Raw genomic sequence first — 13,807 nt, 5'->3', positions numbered from 1 at the left:
GTGTTCTCCGGGGAATTCAGATAGGGAACTGCCCAAGGCAAGGTAGATTGGCAGTGGGACGAAATAAATCTCAAGGAGCGAAACTAAAACAACAGGTAAGTTGTTTTAATCTATTCTAGAATAGATTAGCAACCCGATTGTTGTCAAAGTGCCAAGGTCGGTGCTCCTACGGGAAGTCCCTTGGCCATGGACTAGGGTTAACTAATTGATAATTAGCCGACAATTAATTTAGGTAATCCTGCTTAGCATGGGGGTTGTCCTTTCAGTTTACTGGACTGCCACGCATCGGTTCCAAAATTTCCTTCTCCTGTTGTTGACCATGACCCTCAGTTCTTCCCACTCCACCAAAGAAGATATCCTCTGCTATCTCCTCAAAGAGGGGCAAGGATCGGCGATCGCCATGGCTGAAGAGTTGGGCATTAGTCCCCAGGCCATGCGTAAGCACCTCAAGGATTTAGAAAATGATGGCCTAATTGAGCATCAACAGGAAAGACAGAGCATGGGCAGACCCCAATTTCTCTATCAGTTGAGTAAACAGGGGCGGGAACAATTTCCCCAACGTTACGGTGAATTTGCCCTTTCGTTCATCGACTCCCTGGTGGAAACAGTGGGGGAAGAACAGTTGGGGGCAGTGTTGAAAAAACAATGGCAACGGAAGGCGGAAGCCTATCGCCAACAAATTGGCCAGGGCCCCTTATCCAAAAGGGTACATAAACTGGTGGAGCTACGGCGGCAGGAAGGTTATATGGCGGAAATTCATCCCCTTTCGGTGGAGCAAGCGGAAAAATTTATTTTGTCGGAGCACCACTGTGCGATCGCCGATGTGGCCGAATCCTACCCCACCGTTTGTGGCCATGAGTTGGAAATGTTTGCCGCTATTCTGCCGGACTGTGCCATCGAAAGAACCCATTGGCTTAATGATGGGGAACACACCTGTGGTTATTTGATCCAGTCTAAAACCCCGAACTAACGGGCGGCAGAAAGATTTTTAATCAATTGACGCAGTTGGCTGTCGTTGAATACCTTCATGAGAACGCTAGCTGCCGCCGCTGGGTCTGCTGGAATGAGAACCTGGGCCACTTGGCTAGAGGCCAATTGTTTAAGACCATCGCTGACCCGAATGTTTCCAGGCTTGGCTAACACAAAACAGTCATAGCCCTGTTTAAGATCCTTCAGCACCACCGGGGCCAAGGTACGGTAGGAATGCAATGGATTGGCGATCGCCTGTTTACTGAGGGAGAGCAAATGCTGCCAATTTTCTTGCTTGGGGGCTAGGCGACCCAGACGAGTGCAATATTCCTGAAGTTTTTCCCGAGAAGTGGCCGATGGTTCCTGCTTAAACAACTGCAACATTTTATGTAGCAGGACCTTAATTTCCTCCGGCACATCACTCTCATTGAACGTACCTGTACTGGTGGACTTGGCCGCCATAGTTTGGGTAGAAGTGGCCGTGGCACTGCCCTGGTTGAGGAGATAATTCAGATAATTCTGTAACTCTTCAAACTGATATGCTGCCCCATCCACAATGGAATCTGCCTCTTCTGGCTGAAGTCCAGCGGGACTCTGCAATTTTTCCACCAAATCCTGCAAGACATCGTAGCCGTTGAGGAATAGGGACTCCAATTTTTGATCCACGGGCAATTGATGCTCCTTCAACACCTTGAAGGCATCTTCCAAACGATGGGCCGTTTTTTGGATGCTGGTGTAGCCCAACATGGCCGCCCCCCCTTTAATGGAATGGGCCGCCCGAAACATTTCGTTGACCTGTTCCGAGTCCTGCACCACCTTACCCAAGTCAAGGATGCCCCGTTCCAGGGTTTCCAAATGCTCCTGAGCTTCTTCGATAAAATAGCCGAGGATTTTTTGCTGATCCAAGGTCGTACCCTCAAATTTGGATGGCCACTCCCCTAGCATATACCGCCAGCGAGCTAAAGATAACAATGAACGCAGTAAAAGTTAACTCTAGTCCAAAAAAGGTGCAGCGGGCCGCCTGAGTAGGATGCTTTATTATCTTATACGGCAAATTTTAGCTTCAATGACACTTTTCCCTCAGAAAAATTTTCTGTCAGCAATTTATGACAACAAATCTCCGGGGATAACGAAGTTAATTCTCCACCCCCAAGGGATGGGAACGGGGTACTCCGATCGCCCGGGGAAAATCACTGGGAGTAGGTTTTTCCTTGGTTAGATAGATAAAGTGTCGCTGGGCCCCACTCCAGGGGGTAACGGCTGCCACCGTGGCACTGACTTTGCCCCCCAATAGAGCGCAGGCCCGTTCCAATTGTTCTGCTTCCGCCGCTGACCATTGACCCCGGTAAAGCACCACCGTGCCCCCCACCTTCACCAAAGGTAGGGCATATTCCGCACAGACAACCCCCTCTCCCACGGCCCGAATTAAAGCCAAATCATACTGGGAGCGATGCTGGGGCTGGTTCCCCACAGCTTCCGCCCTGGCCACCAGATAGGCCAAATTAGCTAAGCCCAAACGGTGCCCCAATTCCTCTAGATAGTTAATTTTTTTATGGGTGGAATCCAACAGGGCCACAGACCACTGGGGCCACACCAAGGCCACTGGCAATCCAGGGAATCCTCCCCCAGTGCCAATGTCGATCACCCGAGCTTGGGGGCAATTACGGCTATGGTCCGACAATAAAACCCCCGCCAGGGAATCCCAAAGGTGTTTTTCTAGGAAATCCAGGGGAGCGGTAATGCGGGTCAAATTCAAGCGGGCATTACCGACCAGGACTCCTTGGTAGAGCTTGACCATGGCCTCAATCTGTTCCCCGTCAGGTTGCCAAACCAAACCTGGGGGCCAATTTTCTAACCCCCGACGAAATTCCCCTAAATGCCCCTGGTTTGACGATAGGTCGCGATTATCTTTGTCTAGATTCAATGACACAATAACTTACTTCAGCTTAACGGGAACGGCGGCGGGGGCGATCGCCTCTGGGGGGTTTGGGGCCAGGGGAAGGCGGGAGCACTGGGCTGGGGGTGGCCACGGGGGGACGGTTGGTGATGGTGGCGTTATGTTCAGCGGAATTTTCGTAGAGGATCTGGCGGCTTTGGCTCACACTGCGCATCATTTGCCCTAATTCTCCTTCCAGGCGGCTCAACAGGCGATCGGCATAGGTATCCACATCCCTCTGCATTTCGGTGGCTTCCTGTTCCGTTTGTTTTTGTAGGGCTTCACATTCCTGCACAGTTTGCTGACGAAACTGTTGGATTTCCTGATGGGTAACTTGCTTGATTTGCTCTAGTTCCCCCATGGTCTGTCGCCGTAGGGTGTCGCACTCCTGTTGGGTTTGCCTTTGCAAAGCTTCACATTCCTGTTGCACCTGGCGCTGGAGGGCATCGCAATCCTGTTGAACTTGGGCTTTGTATTGGTCGGCTTCGTATTGGGCCTTTTGGATAATGCCCGATTCATCCTTAATGCGCTGGGCCTCCTGGTGGGCCACTTCAATCATCCGTTGGGCTTCTAACTCCGCCCCCTGCAAAATTTGCTGTTCCCTTTCCAAAATGGCGATCGCCCGATGAACCGCCCCTGGAATAAATTCAGCAATGACATCAATTTGGTCCAGGATTTTTTCCTCATCCACCACACTCCAGGCTGTTAGGGGAATGTGGAAGCTGTCATAGAGTAATTCTTGCAGCTCAGCTAGTTGTTGTTGAATATCAAAATCCACCGTCTGGCCGGGCACAACGGCGCTATTCTCAGTTACTTCAGGATTGGCACTCTCTCGGCGGGTCATAGGGTTATCTAGGCGCTTGACGGGGCAAATAGAACGAAATTTAAAACAGTTTTAACGCAATTTATCTAGGGGGATGGATAGGAAGAGCAAATATCGGCCAAGATTGAGGGGGGAACAAGATGATCCACACTACCACCGAACTTGGCAATTTCTTTGACAATACTACTACTTAAAAAGCTATATTCCTTGGCGGTGGCCAAAAATACGGTTTCCACTCCGTCCCAAAGAGTTTGGTTAGTGTGGGCCATTTGTAGTTCCTTCTCAAAGTCCGACAGGACTCGCAGACCCCGTAGTAATACCGTTGCCTGTTTTTGCTTAGCGTAGTCCACCGTCAGTCCGTTAAAGCTATCCACGGTCACATTGGTCAGATGTTGGGTACAGTGGCGGATCTGTTCCAGCCGCTTTTCCACCGAAAATAGGGGTTGCTTGCTGGGATTACAGAGCACAGCGACAATGATTTGTTCAAACAAACCACTACCCCGCTCAATAATGTCCAAATGGCCGAGGGTGATGGGGTCAAAACTACCGGGATAAATGGCGATCACAGAAGAGGTAATTTCAAGTTACGGGTGTATAAACTATCGGAACCAAGACCGGGGAAATGAAGCCCCGCAAATTGGCTTTATTGTGGGGGCTAGCCGACCAAGGTGCAACTTTCCCAACCGAGGGGAAATACCATGACCCTAGTTCTGGCCTCAATTTTGTTAAGATATAGAGACAATTTAGCTGAGTAAATTTTTTACATTTACTTTATTCAATAGGTTAAATTTTATCTTCCTTTCCCATAAGTCTAATTGCTTAGAGGATAGGGTAAACATAGACGGTCAGAGTCATCAAAATTTTAAGGTTTGCCCTTGCAGCCATGGTTGCCAAAGGGATAAGCCAGGATTTTGATCGATTTTGCTGTTCCTAGTAATTTGTTCTTTCGGGTCTTGGGTTGTTGGTCGTTACAACGAGATCCTTCCCACCGCTTAATCCCCGCCGAGTCAAAACATGAACCCTAATCGATCCTTAGAAGATTTTCTCCGTAACGTCATCAATAAGTTCCACCGGGCTTTGACTTTACGGGAAACCCTCCAGGTAATTGTGGAAGAGGCTCGTATCTTTTTAGGAGTGGACCGGGTAAAAATTTACAAATTTGCCAGCGATGGCAGCGGGGAAGTGTTGGCAGAGGCAGTTAACAGAGCTGCTTTGCCATCCTTGTTGGGGCTACATTTTCCGGTGGAGGACATTCCGCCCCAGGCCAGGGAAGAGTTGGGTAACCAAAGGAAGATGATCGCCGTGGATGTGGCCCACCGTCGGAAAAAATCCCACGAGTTGTCCGGTCGCATTAGTCCGACGGAGCATAGTAATGGCCATTACACAACAGTGGATAGTTGTCATATTCAATATCTCCTTGCCATGGGGGTGTTATCCTCCCTAACGGTGCCCGTAATGCAGGATCAGCAACTGTGGGGCATTATGGCGGTACACCACAGTAAACCCCGGCGATTTACCGAGCAGGAGTGGGAAACCATGGCCCTGTTGAGCAAGGAAGTTTCCCTGGCCATTACCCAGTCCCAGTTAAGCCGGCAGGTACATCAGCAACAGGTACAGGAAGCGCTGGTACAAAGGCTAGAAACAACGGTGGCTCAGTATGGCGATCGTCCGGAAACCTGGCAGTATGCATTGGAAACAGTGGGGCAAGCCGTGGAAGCCGATGGAGCTGTGCTCTACATTGCCCCGGATTTAACCGGTTCTGTTGCCCAGCATTACCAATGGAACCTCAGATTTGACTGGGGCAATTGGCTGGAAACGTCCCTGTGGCAGGAGCTAATGCGGGGCCAACCTTCAGCAGCGATGGAGCCGATGGCCGCAGTACAGTCCACCTGGGAAAAACCTCGACCGTTCACCAGTGTGGCACCGCTACCTCCCACTAACTGTGTGCCCCATGGTTACACTTTGGGGGAATTAGAACAGCGCTCCGATTGGATTGCCCCGCCGGAATCCCTAAGCGCAGAAAATTTCCAATCTTTCCTGATTGTGCCCCTGGCGGCGGATCAGCAATGGGTGGGGAGCTTAATTCTGCTGCGGAAGGAGAAATCTTTGGTAAAACACTGGGCCGGGAAACGGGGCATTGACCGCCGCAATATTCTGCCCCGTCTTTCCTTCGAGGCTTGGGAAGAAACCCAAAAATTGGTGCCCACCTGGAATCGCTCAGAACGGAAATTAGCCCAAGTGGCCAGCACCCAACTGTACATGGCCATTACCCAACAGTTTGTGACTAGACTGATTACCCAGCAAACTGCCTACGATCCCCTGACCCAATTGCCCAATTGGATCATTTTTAATCGTCAACTCACCCTAGCTCTGTTGGATGCTCTCTATGAAGGGAAAATGGTGGGGGTTTTGGTTATTGCCATGGATAGATTTAAACGCATTAATGAAAGCTTTGGCCATAAAACCGGGGATGGTCTGTTGCAGGAAGTGGCCGATCGCCTCAATCAAAAACTTAGCCCCCTAGCGGCCTATAGCCCCCTTCTGTCCCGTTGGCATGGGGATGGCTTCACTATTTTGCTGACCCAAATTAGTGATAACCAGGAAATGATTCCCCTGTGTGAAAGACTGTTGAGCACCTTTCAAGAACCCTTTTTCCTCCAGGGCCAACCCATTTATCTCACCGCCAGTATGGGCATTAGCACCGCTCCCTACGATGGGGAAACGGCGGAATCTTTGCTGAAGTTTGCAGAAATTGCCCTCACTAGGGCGAAATGTCAGGGCAAAAACACTTACCAGTTTTACCGCCCCCAGGATTCAGCCCCCATGCTCGATCGCCTGACGTTGGAGTCAGACCTGCGGCAGGCCTTGACTAATCAAGAGTTTGTACTCTACTTCCAACCCCAGGTGGCCCTTGATACGGGTAAATTGTTAGGGGTAGAAGCCTTGGTGCGTTGGCAGCATCCCCGACTGGGGCAGGTGGCCCCCGATGTGTTTATTCCCCTAGCAGAGGAATTGGGGCTGATCAATCATTTAGGGCAATGGGTGCTGGAAACGGCCTGTGCTACCCACCAACATTTTTTCCGGGAAACGGGGCGTCGGCTACGCATGGCAGTAAATATCTCGGCCCGTCAATTCCAGGACGAAAAATGGCTTAATTCGGTGCTGGAATGTTTGAAACGCACAGGCATGCCGCCGGAGGACTTGGAACTCGAAATTACCGAAAGTTTGATGATGGAGGATATTAAAGGGACAGTGGTGCTGCTCCATCGTCTGCGGGAAGAGGGGGTACAGGTGGCGATCGACGACTTTGGCACCGGCTATTCTTCCCTCAGCATTCTCAAGCAATTGCCCATTCACCGCCTGAAAATTGATAAATCCTTTGTGAATGATTTGCTCAATGAGGGGGCAGACACCGCCATTATTCAGTACGTGATTGATTTGGCCAATGGTTTAAATCTGGAAACTGTGGCCGAAGGGATCGAATCGGAAGCCCAACTGCAACGTTTGCAGAAAATGGGTTGCCATCTGGGCCAGGGCTATTTCCTCACTAGGCCCCTTCCAGCAGAAGCGATGATGACCTATCTTTACTATCCACAGATTCTTGATTTTGGCCCCACTCCGCCCCTGCCCAAGGTTGCTCTGCCGGAAACAGAAACAGAGGCGGGCCAGGGTAATGTTGGCGATCGCCCCTTGCCCAATTCCCTCAATCGGGAAAATCCTTGGACAGAAAAACTGCACGATTACGTTTTGCTCAAGGAACGGTTGCAACAGCGCAATGTCAAGGAAAAATTAGTGTTGAAAATTGCCAATAAAATTCGCGCTTCCCTCAACATCAACGACATTTTGTACTCCACCGTCACCGAAGTGAGGCAATTCCTAAATACTGACCGGGTGGTGTTATTTAAATTTAATTCCCAGTGGTCGGGGCAGGTGGTGACGGAATCCCACAATGATTTTTGCCGATCAATTATTAACGATGAAATTGACGATCCCTGTTTTAAGGGCCATTATCTGCGGCTGTATCGAGAAGGTAGGGTGCGGGCTGTATCTGACATTGAAAAGGCTGACTTGGCGGACTGCCACAAGGAGTTACTGCGCCATTACCAGGTCAAAGCTAATTTGGTAGTGCCGGTGGTTTTCAATGAAAATCTTTGGGGTTTGCTCATTGCCCATGAATGCAAAACCCCCCGTTATTGGCAAGAAGAGGATCTGCAACTGTTGATGGAGTTGGCAACCCAGGTGGCGATCGCCATTCACCAGGGGGAACTGTATGAACAATTGGAAACGGCCAACATTCGGTTACAGCAAATTTCCTCCTTGGATGCCCTCACCCAAGTGGGTAACCGCTACTTATTTGATTCCACCCTGGAACGGGAATGGCAACGATTACAACGGATTAGGGAACCCTTAGCTCTGCTGCTTTGTGACGTGGATTTTTTCAAAGGTTTTAACGACAATTATGGTCATCCTGCTGGCGATCGATGTCTGAAAAAAATTGCCGATGCCATGGCCAAAGTTGCCAAAAGACCAACGGATTTAGTGGCTCGCTACGGGGGAGAAGAATTTGCTATTATTCTTTCCGAAACTAGCCTAGAAGGGGCAATCAATGTAACGGAAGCTCTCCAGGTGGAAGTGGCTAATTTGGCCATTCCCCACACGGTATCCGGCACGGGCCATGTCACCCTCAGCATTGGCATTGCCGTTTATACTCCCGAACGCCATATCAATCCCAACGCTCTGGTCAAAGCGGCGGATTTGGCGCTGTATGAAGCCAAAGCAAAAGGTCGCAACCAATGGCTGGCCTATGAAGGGTCCCAGTTGCCCCATGTTGATGGGGAAGTTTAGCCCGATCGCCTAACAATTAAGCGGTTTGAAGATTGATATCCCGCCTTTATTTTTCGATCAATCAAACAATAAAATTAATCCCTTCCCCTTGGGCCGCCTGCCAACTGCGGGCATCGTAATAAAGGTCAGCCAAAGTAATTGAATAGAGAGCTTTGACAAATTTTTGGTGTAGTTGTCGCCACACACTGAGGGTAACCCAATCCTCCGCCAAACTTTGGTCATCCCCATATTGGGGAAATGGTTCCAGGCTTTCTTCCAGGGCCGCTAATATTTGCCCCAGGGAAATTTGATCCGGGGCCTGGGCCAATTGATATCCTCCCCTCACCCCCCGATAGGCATTAACTATGCCCGCCCGTCGCAGGGTAATCAACAGTTTTTCCAGATAGGGCCCAGGGATATTCTGTCGCTCGGCGATCGCCTTCACCGAAGCAGGGCCGTAGTCCGGTTGTAGAGCTAAATCCAGTAAGGCTTTAACACTGTAATGGCTTTTTGTTGTCAACTTCATCCCTTTAGTATAGAAGCCATCCTTGCCCATCAACTATCCCATTAAATTAACTATTTATTTGAACAAACTAGATAATTATTCCAAGAAACGTGTAATATAAGCAGGGTAGCAAGGAGCAAAAGAGTCAACCATTCCTTCGACTAATCTTCCCTTGCTTACCAATTCTGATCAATCTCAATCACCGAAAACTTGAATGGCTAAATCAAACGCAACCAAGCCCCTAACTGGCGAAGCATTGCTCGAGAAAGTTAAAGAATTAGGCGATCTGCCCAAAGAAGAGAAAGCTAAAATCTGCGGTTATGTAACTTCCACAAAAAAAGGCCTGCCCCGGGTCAATATGATGAAGTTCTACAACGCCTTAATGGATGCCCAAGGCATTGATTTAGACAGTTCTGCTTCCGGTCAAGGTCGGGGTGGCCGCTCCGCTAGTTACCGCATTAGCGTGCAATCCAACGGCAATCTTCTCATTGGAGCCGCCTACACAAAAAAAATGAGCCTCAACGTGGGAGATGAATTTGAAATTACCCTCGGTCGCAAACACATTCACCTCAAACAGGTGGGGGCTGACGACGAAGAAGAGTAAGGCTAATTTGCTGGGACTAATGGGGATAAAATTTAAGGGGGACATCCTCCTACAATTCCCCATTGATCTATGGAATTTTGCCGGGACCAGGAATAAAAATTATTGCCCCCGGCCCTTCCGTAATAGGAAGGTCGAGCCTTTTTTGCCCTGTTGATTTCCTCATACCATGGAAATTGTTTGCAAAATACAACGACAACTAACTGATGGCGATCGCCATTGGCAGAATTATTATTTGGATGTTGATCCCCAAACCAGCATCCTAAATTGTTTAAATCAGATCAAATGGCAACAGGATGGCAGCTTGGCCTTCCGCAAGAATTGCCGTAATGCCATCTGTGGTAGCTGCGCCGTGAGGGTGAACGATCGCCCGGTGTTGGCCTGCAAAGAAAGTATTAAAAGCTTGGGCCAGTGGTTAGCCGAAAGTAACCAGGAAAATACCGGAGTTTTCACCATCAGTCCCCTGGGGAATTTACCCGTTATTAAAGACTTGGTGGTGGATATGGAGAAATTTTTTGCCGGGTTAGATGCGGTTTATCCCTATTTGATTAATAAGCACCAAGGGGAAAAAGGAGCAGAATTTTCCCAATCCCCAGAGCAGCGGGCTGCCCTCAACGATGTGAGCAATTGTGTTCTTTGTGGAGTTTGTTATTCCGACTGCGACGCCAAAAAGAAAAACGAAAATTTTGTCGGGCCCCATGCCCTAGCCAAAGCTAACCGTTTGATTTTAGATAATCGGGATATGGCCACTAAGGCCCGCCTCGAAGCCCTGGGCAAAGATAAACAGGGGGTGTGGGGATGCAACAACTGCCGCATGTGTAGTGATTCTTGCCCCACTGGGGTGGCTCCTCTGTCCCAGATTGAAGCCTTAAAAATTCGTTTATTTGACTTGATGGATCCCCTTTAAATTCCTAAATTTAAGTTTACTTAAACCATTATTCAGAAATTAGTTCTAGGGTTTCCGCCATTGTTAAATTGCCTTCACTGTGGAGCACAAAGGGCAACCCGGCTCCGGCCAGACCCTTTTGGATATGGTGGGGAGTTTGCTCAAAAATAATGAATAGGGGACAGATTTCCTCCGCCGCTTCACTAAACATATGTTTTTCCTGGGGGGGCATCAACCATTCATAGTCTTGGTCCAGATAAATTTGACTCCGACGCCAACGACTGAGTAGATCAGAAAAGTTTTCCTCTGGGCGGTGGATAAAGACCAAAATTTCCGAGCCTAATTTCACCTGCCATTCTGGGTCACACATCAAAATTGCCAGGTCACAGGGAATTACCTTGGCCAAGGGAGTGGTTTGTCGGCCCCCTTGGTCAGCATCGTTGAGGGGAAGATGGCGCAAACGGACAATGGGCAGGGGGATGGTGATAATGCTTCGTTCTGGCCGCCGCAAACTGGGTAGCTTTTCTAGGTAGGGTCGATGTTGGCGCAGTAGGGCGATCGCCCCTTCCCGATCGGTGAAATCTGCTAAGAGAGCATCGTAATCATTTTTTTTACCGGACACGGAATCAACACCTCCTGGTTAGAATCTCGGCTTACCCCATTTTAACGATGGCTAGTTCTCGCCTTGTTCGGTAGCAACGAAAACTATTTTTTGCTTAGCTTTGCAATGGGGGAAGTGGCAACGGCAACAAGGCAAAAGTTTCATGAAGCAAGGTTCTGTTTTTAGTTAGCTGGGTTACCATGGCGGAAACAGCATTGGAGAAATAAGACCATGTCTGACCACACCGCCCAGATTAATGACCTCTGCCAAGCTTTGGAAACCCTAGACCAAGCAGAAACGTTACAGGGGGCAGAATACCGGGAACAAGCCCAGGCTTTCTTGGCCAATTCCTCCGTCGCTCTAAGATTCAAAACGGCGATCGCCGACCTGTTGATGCAGGCCAATCAGCGTTTAGTGCTCAAAACCGTCCAAGGGGAAGATAGTTATTAATTTTGTCTGACTTTGAAACAATAAAAAACCATCTGGCAGAGTAACCAAATGGTCATAAAAAAAATATTTACCGGGTTTGGCTGGAAAGCTTAGCCCCTTTTTGGGGGGAGACAATGCTAATTAACTATGCCAATTAACTAGTTCTCCCAACCTAGGTGAGGCTAAAAACAATTACAAAGCCTAACACCGCCCCAAACACAATGAGGGCGTAGAATTGGGCCCGGCCATTTTCTAGATATTTCAAACCTTCCCCACTGACTAGGGTGACTAAACCAGTGAGGTTGACCGCTCCGTCAATGACCTTGTAGTCCACTTCCATAATCTGACGGGCCACTCGACGGGAACCCTGGACAAACAGCTTGTCGTAAAGGTCGTCAAAGTACCATTTGTTCAAGGACAGTTGGTACAAGGATGGAAACTTTTCTGCCAACACTTTGGGGTCAAATTTGTGTTGCCAATACATTAAGGAAGCCACGGTAATGCCAATTAAAGCAATGCCGATGGAATTTCCAGCCATGACGTAAAACTCGCCCCATTCAAATTCAGCGGCGTGTTCCACCACTTCCCCCGGCGCATGGATAAACGCTTCAAACTGGTTGGCCCAGGGCCGTCCCAACAGACCAATTAACACCGAAGGCACGGCTAGGGCCATGAGGGGAAACGTCATGGTCAAAGGGGATTCATGGGGTTCACTGCTGTGGCCATGGTCGTCGTGCCCGGCTTCATGGTCCAATTCCTTCACGTTCATGGCTCCTGGGCCAAAGTTGGGCAGTAAACCGTAGAACTGTAAAACCCCGTCTTTCGCTTCCTGGTCATTGCCCCGAAAACCCCCTTCAAAGGTCATGAAATACATCCGGAACATGTAAAAAGCAGTCATACCGGCGGTGGCCCAACCCACAAACCAGAGTAGGGGATTGGCCTGAAAAGCGAGGCCGAGAATTTCGTCCTTAGACCAGAAGCCCGCAAAGGGGGGAATACCGCAAATAGCTAAAGTTCCAATCAGGAAACAGGTGGCCGTGATGGGCATATATTTCCGCAATCCGCCCATAATGCGCATATCTTGGGCCAGGATTGGGTCGTGGCCCACCACCCCTTCCATACCGTGGATCACGGAGCCGGAACAGAGGAACAGCATGGCTTTGAAATAGGCGTGGGTCATCAGGTGAAATAGCCCAGCGGAATAGGCCCCAATGCCCATGGCCATCACCATATAGCCCAACTGGGAAATGGTGGAGTAAGCCAAACCTTTTTTAATGTCATTTTGGGTTAAAGCAATGGTGGCCCCCAAAAAGGCAGTGAAGCAACCGGTGAAGGCAATGGTATTCATCACCACTGGAATCGGTTCAAACACCGGATACATCCGGGCGACCAGGAATACCCCCGCCGCCACCATGGTAGCTGCATGGATCAAAGCAGAAATGGGGGTGGGACCTTCCATGGCGTCCGGTAGCCAGACATGGAGGGGAAATTGGGCCGATTTGGCCACAGGACCAAGGAAAACCAAAATGGCCAGAATGGCGGCGATCGCCCCGCTGAGGACTCCGGAGGATACTAAACCCTCCAGGCGTTCCCCAATGGTCCCGAAATCAAAACTGCCAGTGGCCCAATAAAGGCCAAGGATACCTAGTAATAAGCCAAAATCCCCCACCCGGTTGGTGACAAAGGCCTTTTGGCAAGCATCGGCAGCGGCTTTACGGTCATACCAAAAACCGATCAGCAGGTAGGAACACATCCCCACCAATTCCCAAAAGATATAAACCTGCACCAAATTGGGGCTAATTACCAACCCCAGCATGGAGGAAGCAAAAAGACTGAGATAGGCATAGAAACGCACATAACCCGGATCGTGGGCCATGTAGCCATCGGTGTAGATCATCACCAACAGGGCCACGGAGGTTACAATCACCAGCATCAAAGCACTGAGGTGATCGATCACATAACCCATTTCCAAATGGAAACTCCCCGCCGATGCCCATTCGATCATTTGGGCATAGCTGGCATGGCCTTGGATTTGATCCCAGAGCAAAGCCCCAGACATTACCAATGCAGCCCCCAAACAGGAAATGATGAAAACAGCGTTGATTTGCCGTAGTTTATTGGTTGCTTGATTGAAAGAAATGAGGCCAATGCCAACTACCGTTGCGCCAAATAGGGGCAGGACGGGAATTAGCCAGGCTAATTGATAGAGTAATTCCATCTTGAAACCTTGGTT

At 49.5% G+C, this 13,807-nt stretch carries 12 protein-coding genes; 5 read left to right on the top strand and 7 right to left on the bottom strand.

The window, feature by feature from the left end; translation table 11 throughout:
* Nucleotides 1-247: 247 nt before the first annotated feature.
* Nucleotides 248-970, top strand: a complete 723-nt coding sequence (gene sufR / locus SYNPCCP_RS13420) for an iron-sulfur cluster biosynthesis transcriptional regulator SufR (protein WP_010873769.1) — start codon at nt 248-250, stop codon at nt 968-970.
* Here the strand turns inward: sufR and SYNPCCP_RS13415 are convergent.
* The 4 genes from SYNPCCP_RS13415 to coaD all read right to left on the bottom strand — a co-directional run bounded on the left by SYNPCCP_RS13415 (nt 967) and on the right by coaD (nt 4,294).
* A complete protein-coding gene (locus SYNPCCP_RS13415; RefSeq protein WP_014407145.1) occupies nt 967-1,875 on the bottom strand; it encodes an Hpt domain-containing protein in 909 nt (302 codons plus the stop codon). The genes sufR and SYNPCCP_RS13415 overlap by 4 nt on opposite strands.
* A gap of 229 nt (nt 1,876-2,104) precedes the next feature.
* Nucleotides 2,105-2,899, bottom strand: a complete 795-nt coding sequence (rsmG, locus tag SYNPCCP_RS13410; protein WP_010873767.1) for a 16S rRNA (guanine(527)-N(7))-methyltransferase RsmG — start codon at nt 2,897-2,899, stop codon at nt 2,105-2,107.
* A gap of 16 nt (nt 2,900-2,915) precedes the next feature.
* Entirely contained in the window at nt 2,916-3,749 is an 834-nt protein-coding gene (locus tag SYNPCCP_RS13405) for a DivIVA domain-containing protein (RefSeq protein WP_010873766.1), read from the bottom strand.
* 65 nt (nt 3,750-3,814) lie between these two features.
* Nucleotides 3,815-4,294: a pantetheine-phosphate adenylyltransferase gene (coaD, locus tag SYNPCCP_RS13400; RefSeq protein WP_010873765.1), complete on the bottom strand. Its 480-nt coding sequence runs from the start codon at nt 4,292-4,294 to the stop codon at nt 3,815-3,817.
* A gap of 448 nt (nt 4,295-4,742) precedes the next feature.
* On the opposite strand from coaD, the gene SYNPCCP_RS13395 reads away from it, so the two are divergent.
* Nucleotides 4,743-8,573, top strand: a complete 3,831-nt coding sequence (locus SYNPCCP_RS13395; RefSeq protein ID WP_010873764.1) for a diguanylate cyclase domain-containing protein — start codon at nt 4,743-4,745, stop codon at nt 8,571-8,573.
* A gap of 61 nt (nt 8,574-8,634) precedes the next feature.
* Here the strand turns inward: SYNPCCP_RS13395 and SYNPCCP_RS13390 are convergent, their stop codons facing one another.
* Nucleotides 8,635-9,108 (bottom strand): RrF2 family transcriptional regulator, encoded by a 474-nt coding sequence (locus tag SYNPCCP_RS13390; protein ID WP_010873763.1) that lies wholly within the window; start codon nt 9,106-9,108, stop codon nt 8,635-8,637.
* A 163-nt stretch (nt 9,109-9,271) separates the two neighbouring features.
* Here SYNPCCP_RS13390 and SYNPCCP_RS13385 point away from each other — a divergent pair, with 163 nt between their 5' ends.
* Nucleotides 9,272-9,661 carry an AbrB family transcriptional regulator gene (locus SYNPCCP_RS13385; RefSeq protein ID WP_010873762.1) on the top strand — a complete coding sequence of 130 codons (390 nt, stop codon included), beginning with the start codon at nt 9,272-9,274 and terminating at the stop codon, nt 9,659-9,661.
* A gap of 166 nt (nt 9,662-9,827) precedes the next feature.
* Nucleotides 9,828-10,565 (top strand): succinate dehydrogenase iron-sulfur subunit, encoded by a 738-nt coding sequence (gene sdhB / locus SYNPCCP_RS13380; protein ID WP_010873761.1) that lies wholly within the window; start codon nt 9,828-9,830, stop codon nt 10,563-10,565.
* Between the two features lie 28 nt (nt 10,566-10,593).
* Here sdhB and SYNPCCP_RS13375 read toward each other — a convergent pair whose 3' ends face one another.
* The gene (locus tag SYNPCCP_RS13375) at nt 10,594-11,166 is read right to left on the bottom strand and encodes a hypothetical protein (RefSeq protein ID WP_010873760.1); all 573 of its coding nucleotides are present in this window, start codon (nt 11,164-11,166) and stop codon (nt 10,594-10,596) included.
* A gap of 210 nt (nt 11,167-11,376) precedes the next feature.
* Between SYNPCCP_RS13375 and SYNPCCP_RS13370 the strand changes: the two genes are divergently transcribed.
* Nucleotides 11,377-11,595: a hypothetical protein gene (locus SYNPCCP_RS13370; RefSeq protein WP_010873759.1), complete on the top strand. Its 219-nt coding sequence runs from the start codon at nt 11,377-11,379 to the stop codon at nt 11,593-11,595.
* Between the two features lie 151 nt (nt 11,596-11,746).
* On the opposite strand, the gene SYNPCCP_RS13365 is transcribed toward SYNPCCP_RS13370, so the two are convergent.
* A complete protein-coding gene (locus SYNPCCP_RS13365; protein WP_010873758.1) occupies nt 11,747-13,792 on the bottom strand; it encodes an NAD(P)H-quinone oxidoreductase subunit 5 in 2,046 nt (681 codons plus the stop codon).
* Between the last annotated feature and the right edge of the window lie 15 nt (nt 13,793-13,807).

The sequence above is a fragment of the Synechocystis sp. PCC 6803 substr. PCC-P genome (assembly GCF_000284455.1).
Taxonomy (GTDB): Bacteria; Cyanobacteriota; Cyanobacteriia; order Cyanobacteriales; family Microcystaceae; genus Synechocystis.
The sequence above is the reverse complement of the archived record's forward strand: the minus strand, read 5'-3'. Positions and strand labels throughout refer to the sequence as shown.

What these genes read in the sequence shown, in the direction of transcription:
- sufR (WP_010873769.1), top strand. Translation starts at nt 248, where the DNA reads ATGGGGGTTGTCCTTTCAGTTTACTGGACTGCCACGCATCGGTTCCAA.
- SYNPCCP_RS13405 (WP_010873766.1), bottom strand. Translation starts at nt 3,749, where the DNA reads ATGACCCGCCGAGAGAGTGCCAATCCTGAAGTAACTGAGAATAGCGCC.
- SYNPCCP_RS13395 (WP_010873764.1), top strand. Translation starts at nt 4,743, where the DNA reads ATGAACCCTAATCGATCCTTAGAAGATTTTCTCCGTAACGTCATCAAT.
- SYNPCCP_RS13390 (WP_010873763.1), bottom strand. Translation starts at nt 9,108, where the DNA reads ATGGGCAAGGATGGCTTCTATACTAAAGGGATGAAGTTGACAACAAAA.
- SYNPCCP_RS13385 (WP_010873762.1), top strand. Translation starts at nt 9,272, where the DNA reads ATGGCTAAATCAAACGCAACCAAGCCCCTAACTGGCGAAGCATTGCTC.
- sdhB (WP_010873761.1), top strand. Translation starts at nt 9,828, where the DNA reads ATGGAAATTGTTTGCAAAATACAACGACAACTAACTGATGGCGATCGC.
- SYNPCCP_RS13370 (WP_010873759.1), top strand. Translation starts at nt 11,377, where the DNA reads ATGTCTGACCACACCGCCCAGATTAATGACCTCTGCCAAGCTTTGGAA.
- SYNPCCP_RS13365 (WP_010873758.1), bottom strand. Translation starts at nt 13,792, where the DNA reads ATGGAATTACTCTATCAATTAGCCTGGCTAATTCCCGTCCTGCCCCTA.